18 protein-coding genes and 1 other RNA gene are annotated in these 14882 nt (G+C 67.9%); 16 read left to right on the top strand and 3 right to left on the bottom strand.

The window, feature by feature from the left end; translation table 11 throughout:
* Positions 1 to 34 precede the first annotated feature (34 nt).
* From rph to pepQ, 7 genes are all read left to right on the top strand, one after another.
* Positions 35 to 760 carry a ribonuclease PH gene (rph, locus tag AC5P8D_RS14615; protein WP_010484035.1) on the top strand — a complete coding sequence of 242 codons (726 nt, stop codon included), beginning with the start codon at positions 35 to 37 and terminating at the stop codon, positions 758 to 760.
* Entirely contained in the window at positions 757 to 1146 is a 390-nt protein-coding gene (locus AC5P8D_RS14610; protein ID WP_495203441.1) for a VOC family protein, read from the top strand. Before rph ends, AC5P8D_RS14610 begins: the two co-directional genes overlap by 4 nt.
* Positions 1143 to 1739, top strand: coding sequence for an RdgB/HAM1 family non-canonical purine NTP pyrophosphatase (rdgB, locus tag AC5P8D_RS14605; protein WP_010484033.1), 597 nt, complete (start codon positions 1143 to 1145; stop codon positions 1737 to 1739). The genes AC5P8D_RS14610 and rdgB overlap by 4 nt, the downstream gene beginning before the upstream one ends.
* 56 nt (positions 1740 to 1795) lie before the next feature.
* The gene (gene hemW / locus AC5P8D_RS14600; RefSeq protein ID WP_053443467.1) at positions 1796 to 3022 is read left to right on the top strand and encodes a radical SAM family heme chaperone HemW; all 1227 of its coding nucleotides are present in this window, start codon (positions 1796 to 1798) and stop codon (positions 3020 to 3022) included.
* Between the two features lie 123 nt (positions 3023 to 3145).
* Positions 3146 to 5425, top strand: coding sequence for a DUF1631 family protein (locus tag AC5P8D_RS14595; protein WP_495203440.1), 2280 nt, complete (start codon positions 3146 to 3148; stop codon positions 5423 to 5425).
* A complete protein-coding gene (locus AC5P8D_RS14590; protein WP_010484030.1) occupies positions 5422 to 5796 on the top strand; it encodes a PilZ domain-containing protein in 375 nt (124 codons plus the stop codon). Before AC5P8D_RS14595 ends, AC5P8D_RS14590 begins: the two co-directional genes overlap by 4 nt.
* 75 nt (positions 5797 to 5871) lie before the next feature.
* Positions 5872 to 7203: a Xaa-Pro dipeptidase gene (gene pepQ / locus AC5P8D_RS14585; RefSeq protein ID WP_224328523.1), complete on the top strand. Its 1332-nt coding sequence runs from the start codon at positions 5872 to 5874 to the stop codon at positions 7201 to 7203.
* A 564-nt stretch (positions 7204 to 7767) separates the two neighbouring features.
* On the opposite strand, the gene AC5P8D_RS14580 is transcribed toward pepQ, so the two are convergent.
* Both AC5P8D_RS14580 and AC5P8D_RS14575 read right to left on the bottom strand, forming a co-directional pair.
* The gene (locus AC5P8D_RS14580; RefSeq protein WP_495203500.1) at positions 7768 to 9090 is read right to left on the bottom strand and encodes an aminopeptidase P N-terminal domain-containing protein; all 1323 of its coding nucleotides are present in this window, start codon (positions 9088 to 9090) and stop codon (positions 7768 to 7770) included.
* Between the two features lie 5 nt (positions 9091 to 9095).
* Complete coding sequence (locus tag AC5P8D_RS14575) at positions 9096 to 9644, bottom strand: YecA/YgfB family protein (protein WP_414614784.1); 549 nt, start codon at positions 9642 to 9644, stop codon at positions 9096 to 9098.
* Between the two features lie 153 nt (positions 9645 to 9797).
* Here AC5P8D_RS14575 and AC5P8D_RS14570 point away from each other — a divergent pair, with 153 nt between their 5' ends.
* The 8 genes from AC5P8D_RS14570 to AC5P8D_RS14535 all read left to right on the top strand — a co-directional run bounded on the left by AC5P8D_RS14570 (position 9798) and on the right by AC5P8D_RS14535 (position 13911).
* Positions 9798 to 10019: a TIGR02449 family protein gene (locus AC5P8D_RS14570; RefSeq protein ID WP_005410898.1), complete on the top strand. Its 222-nt coding sequence runs from the start codon at positions 9798 to 9800 to the stop codon at positions 10017 to 10019.
* The gene (locus AC5P8D_RS14565; RefSeq protein WP_010484026.1) at positions 10016 to 10312 is read left to right on the top strand and encodes a cell division protein ZapA; all 297 of its coding nucleotides are present in this window, start codon (positions 10016 to 10018) and stop codon (positions 10310 to 10312) included. Before AC5P8D_RS14570 ends, AC5P8D_RS14565 begins: the two co-directional genes overlap by 4 nt.
* A 97-nt stretch (positions 10313 to 10409) precedes the next feature.
* Positions 10410 to 10595: non-coding RNA, 6S RNA (ssrS, locus tag AC5P8D_RS14560), on the top strand.
* Positions 10596 to 10678: 83 nt separating this feature from the next.
* Complete coding sequence (locus AC5P8D_RS14555) at positions 10679 to 11272, top strand: 5-formyltetrahydrofolate cyclo-ligase (protein ID WP_495203439.1); 594 nt, start codon at positions 10679 to 10681, stop codon at positions 11270 to 11272.
* Positions 11269 to 11748 (top strand): EVE domain-containing protein, encoded by a 480-nt coding sequence (locus AC5P8D_RS14550; protein WP_019338636.1) that lies wholly within the window; start codon positions 11269 to 11271, stop codon positions 11746 to 11748. The genes AC5P8D_RS14555 and AC5P8D_RS14550 overlap by 4 nt, the downstream gene beginning before the upstream one ends.
* A 22-nt stretch (positions 11749 to 11770) precedes the next feature.
* Entirely contained in the window at positions 11771 to 12418 is a 648-nt protein-coding gene (gene rpiA, locus AC5P8D_RS14545; protein ID WP_109814430.1) for a ribose-5-phosphate isomerase RpiA, read from the top strand.
* A gap of 21 nt (positions 12419 to 12439) precedes the next feature.
* A complete protein-coding gene (locus tag AC5P8D_RS14540; RefSeq protein ID WP_010484023.1) occupies positions 12440 to 12883 on the top strand; it encodes a DUF192 domain-containing protein in 444 nt (147 codons plus the stop codon).
* Positions 12884 to 13065: 182 nt separating this feature from the next.
* The gene (locus AC5P8D_RS14535; RefSeq protein ID WP_010484022.1) at positions 13066 to 13911 is read left to right on the top strand and encodes a SirB1 family protein; all 846 of its coding nucleotides are present in this window, start codon (positions 13066 to 13068) and stop codon (positions 13909 to 13911) included.
* Between the two features lie 78 nt (positions 13912 to 13989).
* On the opposite strand, the gene AC5P8D_RS14530 is transcribed toward AC5P8D_RS14535, so the two are convergent.
* A complete protein-coding gene (locus AC5P8D_RS14530; RefSeq protein WP_014038358.1) occupies positions 13990 to 14214 on the bottom strand; it encodes a rubredoxin in 225 nt (74 codons plus the stop codon).
* A 34-nt stretch (positions 14215 to 14248) separates the two neighbouring features.
* Between AC5P8D_RS14530 and thiE the strand changes: the two genes are divergently transcribed.
* Positions 14249 to 14875: a thiamine phosphate synthase gene (gene thiE, locus AC5P8D_RS14525; RefSeq protein ID WP_317216375.1), complete on the top strand. Its 627-nt coding sequence runs from the start codon at positions 14249 to 14251 to the stop codon at positions 14873 to 14875.
* Positions 14876 to 14882: the final 7 nt, after the last annotated feature.

Here is a 14882-nt window from a genome sequence, read left to right as displayed (position 1 = left end):
CGGCGTACTCCCTCGCCATTACGGAACCCGCACCATGTCCGATTCCCGCCCCAGCGGCCGCCAGCCCGACCAGCTCCGCCCGGTCGTCATCCAACGCGGCTTCACCCGCCACGCCGAAGGTTCGGTGCTGGTGTGCTTCGGTGAAACCCGCGTGCTGTGCACCGCCAGCGTCGAGAACCGCGTGCCGGGCTTCCTGCGCGGCAAGGGCGAAGGCTGGGTCACCGCCGAGTACGGCATGCTGCCGCGCGCCACCCACACCCGTAGTGACCGTGAAGCGGCCCGTGGCAAGCAGGGCGGCCGCACGCTGGAGATCCAGCGCCTGATCGGCCGCAGCCTGCGCGCGTGCGTGGACCGCAACGCGCTGGGCGAACGCACCATCACCCTCGACTGCGACGTGCTGCAGGCCGACGGTGGCACCCGCACCGCCGCCATCACCGGCGCCTACGTGGCCCTGGTCGATGCAGTGAACGTGCTGATGAAGCGCGGCGACATCAAGCGCAACCCGATCCTGGGCGCAGTGGCCGCCGTGTCGGTGGGCGTCTACCGCGGCACCCCGGTGCTGGACCTGGACTACGCCGAAGACAGCGACTGCGACACCGACATGAACGTGGTGATGAACGACGGTGGCGGCTTCATCGAGCTGCAGGGCACCGCCGAAGGCCATGCCTTCCGTCGCGACGAGCTGGACGCGCTGCTGGGCCTGGCCGAAAAGGGCGTGACCGAACTGCTGGCCGCACAGCAGGCGGCGCTGTCGGCATGAGCCGCCGGATCGCGCTGACCACCCTTGTGGTGGCCGACTATGACGAAGCCATCGCCTGGTACACCGGCAAGCTCGGCTTCACGCTGCTGGAAGACATCGACCAGGGCCACAAGCGCTGGGTGGTGGTCGGGCCGACCGACGGCAGTGCCGCTGCCCTGCTGCTGGCCCGTGCCAGCAATGAGGAGCAGCGCAGCCGCATCGGCAACCAGACCGGTGGCCGGGTCGCCTTCTTCCTCAACACCGATGACTTCCACCGCGACCACGCGGCGATGCTGGCCGCCGGCGTCGAGTTCCTGGAAGCGCCGCGCGAAGAACCCTATGCAACGGTTGCGGTGTTCCGCGATCTGTATGGCAACACCTGGGACCTGCTGGAGCCCCGTCAATGAAGAAACTGGTACTGGCCAGCCACAACGCCGGCAAGCTGGTGGAGATGCAGGAGATCCTCGCCGACCTGCCGCTGCAGATCACCTCGGCCGCTGAGCTGGGCCTGGGTGACGTGGAAGAGACCGGCCTGACCTTCGTCGAGAACGCGCTGCTGAAGGCGCGCGCCGCCTGCGAAGCAACCGGCCTGCCGGCGCTGGCCGATGATTCGGGCCTGATCGTCGATGCCCTCGGCGGTGCGCCGGGCCTGTACAGCGCGCGCTATGCCGGTCACCCGACCAACGCCGCGGCCAACAACGCCAAGCTGCTGGACGCGATGGCCGATGTTCCCGACGGCCAGCGCAGCGCCCGCTTCTATGCGGTGATCGTGCTGCTGCGCCACGCCACCGACCCGCAGCCGCTGATCTGCGAAGGCCGTTGGGAGGGCCAGATCATCCGCGAGCTGCGCGGCACGAATGGTTTCGGCTACAACCCGGTGTTCCTGGACACCACCCACGGCCTGACCGCCGCGGAAATGGAGCCGGCGCTGAAGAACGCCATCAGCCACCGCGCCATTGCCCTGCAGCAGCTCAAGCAACAGCTGGCGACGCTGTACTGACGCCACCCGATCGAACCAGGGAAGCCGGCCAGCGGCCGGCACTACCGAAGAAGCCCATGCCGCACGCCCACGACCACTGCAACCACCTGCCCGGCGAAGCCTGCTCCGCTGACCACGACAGCCCGCCGCGGCTGGTGCCGCCACCGCTATCGCTGTACGTGCACCTGCCGTGGTGCGTGCGCAAGTGCCCGTACTGCGATTTCAATTCGCACCAGGCCAAGGGCGAACTGCCGTTCGATGCCTACATCGACGCGCTGCTGCGTGACCTGGACCAGGACTTGCCACTGGTCTGGGGCCGGGTGGTGCACAGCGTGTTCTTCGGTGGTGGTACGCCCAGCCTGTTCCCGCCGGAAGCGATCGACCGTTTCCTTCAGCAGGCCAGCGCGCGCCTGCGTTTCGCGCCCAATGCCGAGATCACCCTGGAGACCAACCCGGGCACCGCCGAGCATGGTCGTTTCGACCGCTACCGCGCGGCCGGCGTGAACCGCCTCAGCTTCGGCATCCAGAGTTTTGACGACGCGATGCTCAAGCGCCTGGGCCGTATCCACGACAGTGGCGAAGCCGAGCGCGCGGTGAAAATGGCGCAGGACGCGGGCTACGACAACTTCAACATCGACCTGATGTACGCGCTGCCGGAACAGACCCTGGCCGGCGCCGAGGCCGATCTGGAACGCGCGTTCGCGCTGCAGCCGGCGCACATCTCGCACTACCAGCTGACCCTGGAACCGAACACGGTGTTCTTCGCGCGGCCGCCGCAGGGCATTCCCGATGAAGACAACGCCTGGGACATGCAGGAACACTGCCAGGCACTGCTCGCGCAGGCCGGTTTCGGCCAGTACGAAGTCAGCGCCTATGCGCGCCCCGGCCGGCAGAGCGCACACAACCTGAACTACTGGCGCTTCGGCGATTACCTGGGCATCGGTGCCGGTGCGCACGGCAAGATCAGTTCAGGCGCCGAAGAACACGTGCTGCGCCGCTGGAAGCTGAAGCATCCGCAGGCCTACCTGGACAGCGCGGGTACCCCGGCCTCGTTCGGTGGTGACGATGTGATCGCGCCCGAGCGCCTGCCGTTCGAGTACATGCTGAATCTGCTGCGCCTGCACGAAGGTTTCGGCCTGCGCGATTTCGAGTCGCGCACCGGCCTGCCGCGCGGCGTGCTGGACGCACCGCTGGCCGAGGCCGTGCAGCGCGGCTGGCTGGACGTGACGGATGGCCATGTGCAGCCGACCGAGCTGGGCCGCCGCTTCACCAACGATGTGGTGAGCCTGTTCCTGGAAGATTGATCTCGCGTGACAGAGGGCCATGCCTGGCGAACGGAAGGCACATCCACCCTAAAGTAGCGCCGACAGCGGCCGACACGGTAGATTCACCAGATCGATCCGCGGGAATCCGGGTACCGCCTGCCGATGTCAGCCGTCTTTTCCATCACTCCTGCCGACAAGAACCGACTGGCCGCCAGCGACCTGCCACCGCGGGTACGTGAGCTGTTGGGCGCGCTGATCGGCCTGTGCCGGCAGACGCTGGCCGCGCCCCTGATCCTGACGGTGGAGGCGCTGGAGCAGAATCTGCTTCACGACGCCGACCGCGCACGCAATCCGCAGCAGCAGGCCGAGCTGATGGCCCAGCGCGGGCAGCTGCATGCGTTCTCCGGCCACTTCGCCGACCGTATGCTCGACGCCGTGGCCGATGCCCTCGCACGGCTGCGCGAACCGGCCAGCGGTGTCAGCACCAGTGCTACGCCGCCAGCGCTGCCGGGCATGCTCGGGCTGTCGCTGGTCGATGAGCATGAAGTGGATCGCGACCTGCTGCTGACCGAGATGGTGCGGCGCGAGACGCTGCGTTCAACCAACACACTGAACCTGCTGGGTCAACGCTTGGGCGTACTGGCGGCGGCGCCGGCCTTCGAGGCCGACACCCTGCCACTGGCACCGCAGGCACTGTGCGCGATGGTGCGCCGGATTGCCGAACAGGACGCGCTGAGCGTCGAGGTACAGCTGGCGCTGTATCGCAGTTTCGAACGGCAGGTGCTGGAACGGCTGGGCGATATCCTTGACCGTGCCAATGCCCTGCTGGCCCAGTCCGGCGTACTGCCGGGGCTGGTCTACACCCCCTACCTGGCACGCTCGTCGAGCACGCGGCGGATCATCACCCAGTCGGTGGGTGGCGGCCGCACCACGCAGCCGGCCAAGCGCGCCGCAGCCCCGCTGACCGGCTGGAACGGTTCGGCACCGGCCGGCTCCTGGTCCAGCCTGGTACAGGACGCCTTCCACGGGGGCGGCGCAGCCGGCCCCGCCACGCCGGGCGTAACCACGTCCACCGGCGGTGCATTCCATGAACTGCTGCAGCAGGCACGGCATGCCAGCCCTGCCCCTGCGGACAGCGGCGCAGTGCCCAGCGCGGCAGTCGACGCAGTCCTCGCGCGCCTGCAGGCCCAGTCCAGTGCCGCAACCGGAGTGGCCGACCTGCAGGCTGCCGTGGTCGCGCAGCTGCGCAGCGAGCATGGTGCGCAGGCCCAGCTGGGCAGTCACGACCGTGACAACCTCGACCTGCTGCGCATGCTGATGCAGCAGGTGCAGCAGCAGCAGCGTCCCGATCCGGTGCCGGCCGCCCTGCTGGCGCGCCTGCAAGTGCCCCTGGCACGCGCGGCCATGGCCGACCCGGGCTTCTTCGTGCGCGACGAACACCCCGCGCGTGAGCTGCTCAACCAGATCGCCGAAGTCGGCGCCAACTGGCTGGGCGATGACGATGTGGACCCACAGCTGCTGCAGCGCATGGCGCAAAGCGTGCAGGGCCTGCTGGGGCAGGATGCACGTGCGCCGGAGGCCTTTGCCGCCGCCAACGAAGACGTGCAGCAGCACCAGCGCGCGGCGGCCCATCGTGCCGAACTGGCCGAGCGCCGCCATGTGGAAGCCGCGCGCGGCAAGGAACGATTGGAACTGGCCCGTCGCCAGGCCACCGCGCAGATCGACCAATGCTGCGACACGCAGTCGCCGCCGCGCTTCGTGCAGACCCTGCTGCGCCAGGCCTGGGCCGATGCACTGACCCTCACCCGCCTGCGCCATGGCGACGATTCGCCACAGTGGCAGGAGCGCCTGCAACAGACCGAGCGCATCGCTGCCATCACCGCACAGGCCGTCGACGCCCCTGGCGGCACCGATACCGCGCTGGCAGCGGACGTGGAGGCCGCACTGCTGCAGGTCGGCTACCACGCCGAGGAAGCCGCCGCCGTCGCGCGCAGGCTGGCCACGCCCGGCGGCGAGGATGAAAGCACCTCGCGTACCGAGCTCAGCGCACGCCTGAAGGCACGTGCGCGCTTGGGCGAGCACGCCGGCACGAACAGTGGCACCGCGCCTGCCACACCACGCAGCAGCGCCGAAGAAGCGGCCTACCAGCAGCTGTCCACGCTGCCGTTCGGCAGCTGGTTCGACATCGACACGGGCGATGGCACGCTGCGCCGCCAGCGCCTGTCCTGGTACAGCCTGCTGACCGGCCATGCGTTGTTCGTCAATGCGCGCGGGCAGAAGATCACCGATACCGACCTGGATACGCTGGCGCGGCAGATCAGTGCCGGGCGCGCGCAGCTGGTCACCGAAGACAAGGGCCGGCTGGTCGACCGTGCCTGGGAAGCCAGCCTCGGTGCGCTGCGTGCACTGGCCACGGGCCGCGCACAGGAGACCCCCGCATGAAAGCCGTACCGCCGCAGGACACCCGCCGCGCGCCGCGCCGCCAGGTCTCGGACCTGGTGCCGGTCACCGACCAGATGCGCGAGTGCGTGGTCGGGCGCCTCGGCAATGTCTCCGAAACCGGCATGCTGATGCTGGCCAGCGTGCCGCTGCGCGAGGATGCGCTGTACCAGCTGCGCTTCCCGTTGCCACTGGGTGATGGCCGCCAGCAGGCCATCGACGTGGGCGTGCATCTGCTATGGAGCGAGCCCGCGCACGTACCCGGGCAAAGCTGGACCGGCTTCCGCTTCCTCACCCTGTCACGCGAGCATCGGCAGCTGCTGCGGCAGTGGGTGGGCGAGGACAGCGACGAGGGACCGGTTTCGACGGCCTGAGTGCCGGTTCCGGCACAGCGGTTTTTCGCGGTATGCGGCAGAATCTAGGGCCGTTTTCCGTGTCGAGCCACCGCAATGATCCAGCAAGACCCCGGCGCCCTGTATTCCGACCACCTGGCCGTGCTGTGCCGACGTGCCGAACAGGCGCTGGCCCGCGGTGGCTTCGATCACCTGGTGGTGCCCAGCGGCACCCTGCACTACCAGGTGTTCGACGACCGCGACTACCCGTATGCGGTCAATCCGCAGTTCAAGGCCTGGCTGCCGCTGACCCGCGTGCCCAACAGCTGGATCGTGTTCACCCCGGGCAAGCGCCCGGCCGTGATCTTCCACCAGCCCTTCGACTACTGGCACGTGGTGCCGGACGCGCCCAGCGGCTGGTGGGTGGAGCACTTCGACATCCACATCATCCGCAAGCCCGAAGAGGCGCTGGCCCTGCTGCCGGCCGACCCGGCGCGCTGCGCGATCCTCGGCGAACCGCAGAGCGCGCTGGGCAATTACGTGCCGAACAACCCGGCGCCGGTGGTGAATTACCTGGAATGGCACCGCGGCAGCAAGACGCCGTATGAGATCGCGCTGATGCGTCAGGCGCAGGTGCTGGGCGTGCGTGGCCACCGTGCCGCCGAAGCCGCGTTCCGCAACGGCGCCGACGAGTTCAGCATCCACATGGCCTATTGCCAGGCCGTCGGCCAGGACGCCAACGAGCTGCCGTACGGCAACATCGTGGCCCTGAACGAGCACGCTGCGGTGCTGCACTACACCGAGCTGGGCCGCAAGGCGCCGCAGCCGCTGCGCAGCTTCCTGATCGATGCCGGTGCCAGCGCCTACGGCTACGCCAGCGACATCACCCGCACCTACGCCGCGCAGGGCCACGACGAGTTTGCTGCGATGATCGCCGCCGTCGACGCGGCCCAGCAGCAGATGTGCGCGGCGGTGCGCCCGGGCTTCGACTACAAGCAGCTGCACGTGGACGCGCATCTTTCGCTGATGGGCGTGCTGAAGGACTTCGGCGTGATCAAGGTATCGCCGCAGACCGCGCTGGAGACCGGCGTCAGCGCCGCATTCTTCCCGCACGGCATCGGCCACCTGATCGGCCTGCAGGTGCACGACGTGGCGGGGTTCGCGGCCAGTGACGAAGGCGGCCGCATCGAACGCCCGGCCGGCCATCCGTACCTGCGCCTGACCCGCGTGCTGGAACCGGGCATGGTGGTGACCATCGAACCGGGCCTGTACTTCATCGACATGCTGTTGAACGAAGTGAAGGACGCCGGCCATGGCGACGCGATCAACTGGGAGCGCGTGGACTTCTTCCGCCCGTATGGCGGCATCCGCATCGAAGACGAGGTGCTGTGCACTGATGGCGAGGCGGACAACCTGACGCGGCCGGAGTTTGCGGCGGCCAGCGGCTGAGCCCCTCGTGGTTGGGCGCTCAGAGCAAAAGCCGCGGTTGGCGGGGCGGGATGGGTTCGCGGGGGACGCCGTGAATCCGTCCGTGGAGGCTTGGCCGCGGCATCCATGCCGCGGACACCCCCGCGCCCCCATCCCGCCCCGCCTCTGACAGTTGCCTGCCGCGTCCAACCGCGGAAAAGAAAAAAGAAAAGCAGAAGCGGGTCGCTTGCTGCGCTCGCTCCGTGTCGACCAAGGTCGACACCTACCAACAGCCGCGCGAACCAACAACCGCAATTGCCAGTAGATCCACGCCATGCGTGGATGATTCATTCGATGTCTGACAGATGTGCCGACCAACGGTCGGCACCCACCAACAGCCCCGTGAACCTGTCGAAGGCGGGGTACTGTGGGTTTGCGGGGTGTGAGCGGCATGGATGCCGCGACCAAGCCCCCATGGACGGGTTTACGGCGTCCCCGCAAACCCACAGTGCCCCGCCATCCCACGGAATGCCCGCTGTTGCTGTTGCTTCGGATGTTGCCCTGGCTTGAAGCAGGTGCAGGGCTGCAAGCCCTGCCGATAACCCCTTACCCCGCCATCACCGCTTCGATCTCGTCGGCGCTGCGCGCCAGGCCTTCGGTCAGCACACGATGTCCGTCATCGGTAATCAGCACGTCGTCCTCGGTACGGATGCCGATGCCGCGCCAGCGCGGCTCCACCGTCGTGTCGTCCGCGCCGATGTACAGCCCCGGCTCGATGGTGAACGCCATGCCCGGCTCCAGCAGGCGTGAATCACCTGCGAGGCGGTAATCGCCTACATCGTGCACGTCCAATCCGATCCAGTGCCCGGTCTTGTGCCGGTAGAAACGCTGGTACAGGCCCTCGGACAGGTTCTTTTCCAGCGTGCCCTTCAACAGGCCCAGCCGCAGCAGGCCCTCGGTCAGGGTCTGCACCGCGGCGAGGTGGCCGGCCTCGTACGGCACGCCCGGCTTGGCCTGGGCCAACGCAGCGGCCTGTGCATCGCCGACCAGGTCGTGCAGTGCACGCTGCTCGGCACTGAAGCGGCCATTCACCGGGAAGGTGCGGGTGATGTCGCTGGCGTAGCCGCGGTATTCGGCACCGGCATCGATCAGCACCAGCTCACCATCGCGCGAACGCGCGTTGTTGTCGCGGTAATGCAGGATGCAGCCGTTGCGACCGGCACCGACGATGCTGCAGTACGCCGGCACGGCATCGTTGGCGCGGAACACACGCTCCAGCTCGGCCTGCAGTTCGTATTCGTGGATACCTGCCTTGGCCACCTGCATCGCAGCCAGATGCGCACGCACGCTGATCTGCGCGGCGTGGTGCATCAACGCGACTTCCGCACCCGACTTGAACAGGCGCTGCTCGTGCAGCAGGTGGCCCAGCTCCAGAAACTCATGCGGTGGCTGCGCGCCGTGGCGCACCTGCGAACGCACGCGGTTGACCCAGCCGATCAGCTTCAGGTCGAAGTCGGCATCGCGGCCGAAGTGGTAGTAGACGCGCGAGCGCCCTTCCAGCAGGCCCGGCAGGATGTCGTCCAGATCGTCGATCGGGTAGGCATCGTCCATGCCGTACTGCGCCACCGCGCCTTCCTGGCCGGCGCGGCTGCCGTCCCAGGCCTCGCGCTCGGCATCACGCTCGCGGCAGAACAGGATGGCCTCGCCGTGGCGGCGGCCCGGAATCAGCACCAGCACCGCTTCCGGCTCCGGGAAGCCGCTCAGGTACTGGAAGTCCGAATCCTGGCGGAACGGATAATGGGTATCGAGGCTGCGCACCTTCTCGGCTGCGGCCGGCAGTACCAGGATCGCGTCCTCGCCGGCCATGTCCATCAGCTGGCGGCGGCGACGCTTGTATTCGCCGGCCGCGATGCCGGTGCGCTGCTTGATGTCCATCAGTTCAGGCGCTGCCGATGGCGCGAGGCCAGCACCACGTCACCGTGCAGCAGCAGCACCGCCACGCGGATGAATTCCTCGATCTCCGACAGGGCTTCGTCGTCATCATCGCCGCCGGCCTCGAAATCCTCGCTGGAGGCGCGGGCCAGGCTGGCCATGTCGGTCAGCGCTTCCTCGCCCTCTTCGGACAGGGCTGGCCGGTTGCCACCACTGCCCAGGCCGAAGCCGCCCAGGAACGAGCGGGTCCAGCTGAACATGGCATCGGCCTGCGCGGACACGTCATCGTTGTCGGTCAGCAGCAGTTCGAAGGCGAAGTCACGGTCTTCCAGCTGCTTGATGGTGACCTGCAGCAGCTGCGCCAGCACGCTGTCGGCAGCCACCGGCGCCAGGCTGTCGTCGGCCAGCACGCGCGCCGGCCAGTCGTTGCCGGGGGCGCCGCCGGCGGCCAACCAGCCGCACAGCGCACCGTGCAGCTCGGCAGCGGTGGCGCCCAGGCCCAGCGCCTGGCTGGCGTGGGTAACGTCGTCGACGGAGGGAAGTTCGGTCATCGTGCGGCTCGTTCGGAAAGGAAACCCGGGGCGCGCACGCGCGCGCCCGTGAGACCCCGTAGTGTAGCAACCCGACGGCATCCTCTCCGCAGCCGTCCAGCCTTGCTGCGACAACGCTTGACCGCCCTTACCCGGCTTGCCTATCGTGCCCGTATGGAACCCGCTGATCCCCTTGCCCAGCTGCAGGACTTCGCCGCCCGCGTGGAAGCGTTGCTTGAACGCAACCAGCGCCTGGCCGAGGAGAACCGCAGCCTGCGCCACCAGCAGGAACAGCTTGTGGCCGAGCGCTCGACGCTGCTGGCCAAGAATGAGCAGGCACGTTCGCGGGTGGAAGCAATGATCAGCCGGCTCAAATCCCTGGAGCAGCACACATGAGCGCCGAACCGGTCAGTGTCCGCATCCTCGATCGTGAATACACCGTGGGCGTCGGCGGCGATGAACGCGACAGCCTGATGGCCGCCGCGCGCCTGCTGGATGCGCGCATGCGCGAGATCCGCGGCAGCAACCGCATGGCCGCGGTCGATCGCGTCGCCGTGCTGGCCGCGTTGAACCTGGCCCACGAACTGCAGCTGCTGCGCGACGAAAACGCCCGCCAGGCGGTGGCCCTGCAGCAGACGCTGGCGGACCTGAACCGGCGTCTGGACCGCGCCATCGACGGCAACGCCTGAAGGTCGTGCACAGCGCGTCTTCTCATATCTGAATTGGCACGGACTGTTGCCGACGAACGGCCTATCCAGATCCTGCGTGCTGGCTATAATGGCCACGCGTTCTCTGCGGTACTCGACGGCATGTGCAAACATTCGCCTTGTCCCTTAAGAACGACACCGGGAGCGCGACAGCGCCGGGAGTGCAGGTCCGCCTTGTAGCGGGAAGCCCGATGGTTCTCCAGCGTTCCCACTTGAGCCCCCGGGTTCAAGGTCGTTTCGCATGCATCGACATTGCGGAGAATGCAATATTCCAGCAAGGGCGGCGTCTTCGGGCGTCGCCCTTGTTCTTTGCGGCACAATGACGGCTGATCCTTGCCGCACGCTGCCATGACCGACCCGCGCCAGGCCCTGCGCCACGACCTGCGGCAACGCCGCCGTGACCTTTCCGCCGCTGAGCGCATCGCCGCCGCCGAATCCCTTGCCGATGCCCTGCTGGCGCTGCCGTTCGCCCCGCGCGAAGGCGCCGTGGCTGGCTACTGGGCGCTGGATGGCGAAATCGCCCTGCACCGCTGGCAGCTGCAACTGCCCGAAGGCCTCACCTACTGCCTGCCGGTGCTGGCCGGTGAGGTGCTGCGCTTCGCACCGTGGCGGCCGGGGCAGCCGCTGACCAGCAACCGCTACGGCATTCCCGAACCGGACGTGGCGGTGGAAGACACCCTGGAACCGGCGCAGATGGCGCTGGTAGTGACCCCGCTGGTGGGTTTCGACGCGCAGTGCCGGCGGCTGGGCATGGGGGGCGGCTGGTATGATCGCAGCTTCGCCTTCCGCCACGATCGGCCGGCGCCGCCCTGGCTGGTCGGTGCTGCGTTTGCGGTGCAGCAGGTCGAGTCCTTGCCGGTGGCGTCGTGGGACGTGCCGGTGGATGCGATCTGCACCGAAGACGGCACCCTGTTCCCCTCCGCTGCCCCCGTGAACCCATGACCGCCCGCAAGCGCTACTGGCTGATGAAGTCCGAACCGGACGCCTTCTCCATCGATGACCTGGCCAAGGTCAAGGTCGAACCCTGGAACGGGGTGCGCAACTACCAGGCGCGCAACTTCATGCGCGATGGCATGCAGGTGGGCGACGGCATCCTGTTCTACCACTCCAATACCAAGGTGCCGGGCATCGTCGGCCTGGCCACGGTGGCCAGCACGGCCTACCCGGACGACACCCAGTTCGATCCGAAATCCGACTACCACGACCCCAAGAGCACGCGCGAGAACCCGCGCTGGATGCTGGTGGACGTGGCCTTCGACCGCAAGCTCAAGCAGGTGATCGCGCTGGACGAGATCAAGCTGCACGCTGATGAGCTCGGCGAAGGCTTCCCGCTGGTTGCCAAGGGCAACCGCCTGTCGGTGTTCCCGGTGACGGCCGCGCAGTGGAAGCTGCTGCTGTCGCTGGAAAAGAAATCCTGATTCCCTGCCTGAGAGTTCTCCCATGTCCGAAGCCAAGCGCCTGGCCGCCGAGAAAGCCATCGAGTACGTAGAAGACGGCATGATCGTCGGTGTCGGCACCGGTTCCACCGTGGCCTATTTCATCGATGCCCTGGCCCGCATCCAGCACCGCATCAAGGGCGCCGTATCCAGCTCCGAGCAGAGCACCGCGCGCCTGAAGCAGCACGGCATCGAGGTGATCGAGCTGAACCACAGCGGCAACCTGTCGCTGTACGTGGACGGCGCCGATGAGTGCGACGCCAACAAGTGCCTGATCAAGGGCGGCGGTGCCGCGCTGACCCGCGAGAAGATCATCGCCGAGGCCAGCGAGCGCTTCATCTGCATCATCGACCCGAGCAAGCAGGTGCCGGTGCTGGGCAAGTTCCCGCTGCCGGTGGAAGTGATCCCGATGGCGCGCAGCCTGGTCGCCCGCCAGATCCGCGACATGACCGGCGGCCAGCCGACCTGGCGCGAAGGCGTGGTCACCGACAACGGCAACCAGATCCTGGACATCCACAACCTGCAGATCACCGATCCGGAAAAGCTGGAGCGCGAGCTCAACCAGCTGCCGGGCGTGGTCTGCGTGGGCCTGTTCGCGCGCCGTCGCGCCGATGTGGTGATCGTCGGCGGCGAGCCGCCGGTCGTGCTCTGACCCTTTCGAAGGATCCTGACGATGTCGCTGTTGCGTTCGCTGCTGATGCTTCCGCTGCTGGCACTGGCCGGCTGCGCCACCGATGCGGCCCGCCATTGGGTCGAGCTGGATGGCGCCCGCTACCAGGTCGAGCTGGCCACCAACGATGAAACCCGCGCGCGCGGGTTGATGTTCCGCGACCAGATGGCCGCCGACCACGGCATGCTGTTCATCCACGACCGCGAGGAAATGCAGGCGTACTGGATGAAGAACACGAAGATCGCGCTGGACATCCTGTACTTCGACAGCGAGCGCAGGCTGGTCAGCCAGCAGCGCGACGTTCCGCCGTGCTCGGCCGGCGACATGTGCCCGCCGTATCCCAGCGGTGGCCCGGCCCGGTACGTGCTGGAGCTCAATGCGGGCCAGGCCGAGAAGCTGAAGCTGAAGGACGGCACCGCGCTGACCTTCGGCCCGGGCATCGAGTAGATCCTCGCCCTGCGTTGAGGAGGAGCGGTAGGCGCCGACCTTGGTCGGCACTGGCTTGCCGCGCGCTGGCCGGCTGTGGTGTGGACCAAGGTCCACACCCACCGGAAGCCCATCGCCCCAGGCCGTGACTTTTTCACGCGGCACCGCTTGAAACCGCCTGCAAATGTCGCCAGTCTGTGGTCATGCAGGACCGGATCTCTCTCCCCGACTGGGATGCACTGGCCGACCTCGAAGACGAGGCGCTGCCACTGTTGCCGACCGCACTGCTGATCGCGCGCGATGAATACCCCGATCTGCAGCCGTCCACCTACGACGCGTTGATCCAGAGCCATGTCGACCACCTCCGCTCGGAAGTGGACAGCATCGACAACAGCCCGCTGAAGATGGCAGCGATCAACCGTCACCTGTTCGACGAGCTGGGCTACAGCGGCGACCACGACGAGTACTACGACCCGCGCAACAGCTACCTCAACCAGGTATTCGAGCGGCGCCTGGGCAACCCGATCTCACTGGCGCTGGTGCAGATGGAAGTCGCGCGCCGGCTGGGCATTCCGCTCGATGGCGTGTCCTTCCCCGGCCACTTCCTGGTGCGCCTGCCGGTGGACGACGGCGTGCTGGTGATGGACCCGTTCAACGGTGGCCGCCCGTTGGACGTGGACGAACTGCGCGAGCGGGCCAAATCACACTTGGGTGGGCAGATGCCGGACGACCAGGTGCTGGCGCAGATCCTTGACCCGGCGCCGGCGCGCGCGATCCTGATGCGCATGCTGCGTAACCTGCATGGCGTGTACGCTGAGGCCGGCGAGTGGGACCGCGCTGCACGCAGTGCCGATCGCCTGCTGAAGCTGGCCCCGGAGCAGGACGACGCGCTGCGGGATCGCGGCCTGGCCTATCTGCAGCTGGAATATCTGGCCGGTGCCCGCCATGACCTGGGGCAGTACCTGAAGCGCAATCCCGAGGCCAGCGATGCGCAGTGGCTGCGTGAGAAGCTGATCGACCTGGGCGGGCCGGTGCCGCGGCTGCATTGAGGGAGTCGGTGTGTGGACCAACGGTCCACACCCACCCCAACGGTCCGCACCCACAGAAGGGCCTGCAGGCCCTACCGGTCAATCGACTTCAACCATCTCGAAATCGGCCTTGGTCACCCCGCAATCGGGGCAGGTCCAGGTCTCGGGGATGTCCTCCCAGCGCGTCCCCGGCGCGATGCCCTCCTCCGGCAAGCCTTCCGCTTCGCTGTAAAGGAAGCCGCAGACCACGCACATCCAGGTGCGCAAGGTGGTGGGGGTGGCATCGCTCATCGGATAATCAGGGCTGGATTCACGGGCCGCCATTGTCCCATCGCGGCCCACGCACCGGTAGCCATCGATGACTTCTGCTTCCCCGGCGCCCCGCGGCGTCTACCTGATCACCCCGGACGAGCCCGATACCGCGCGCCTGCTGGCCCGTACCGCGCCGCTGCTGGCCGCTGGCGCCACCTGGCTGCAGTACCGCAACAAGACCGCCGACGACGCGCTGCGGCAGGAACAGGCCACCGCCCTACAGGCGCTGTGCGCGGAGCGCGGCGTGCCGCTGATCATCAACGACGACCCGGCGCTGGCCAAGGCCGTGGGCGCGGCCGGCGTGCACCTGGGCGGCACCGACGGTGACATCCCCAGCGCGCGCGCCCTGCTCGGCCCCGACGCCATCATCGGCGCCTCCTGCTACGACCAGTTGGCCAATGCCGAGAAGGCCGTGGCTGCCGGCGCCAGCTACGTGGCCTTCGGCGCGTTCTTCCCGACCACCACCAAGATCACCACCAGCCGCGCCCATACCGACCTGCTGCGGCAAAGCGCCGCACTGGGCGTGCCGCGGGTGGCGATCGGCGGGCTGACGCCGGACAATGTCGGTCCCATCATCGACGCCGGCGCCGACCTGGTGGCCGTGGTCAGCGGCATTTACGCCGCGCAGGACCCGGTCGCGACCCAGCGCGCCTACCTCGCCCAGTTCGCGTAACGCCCAG

This window comes from Stenotrophomonas sp. YJH_SMC_101-4, assembly GCF_059370395.1.
Note: the sequence above shows the minus strand (reverse complement) of the source record. Positions and strands in the feature narration are given on the sequence as shown.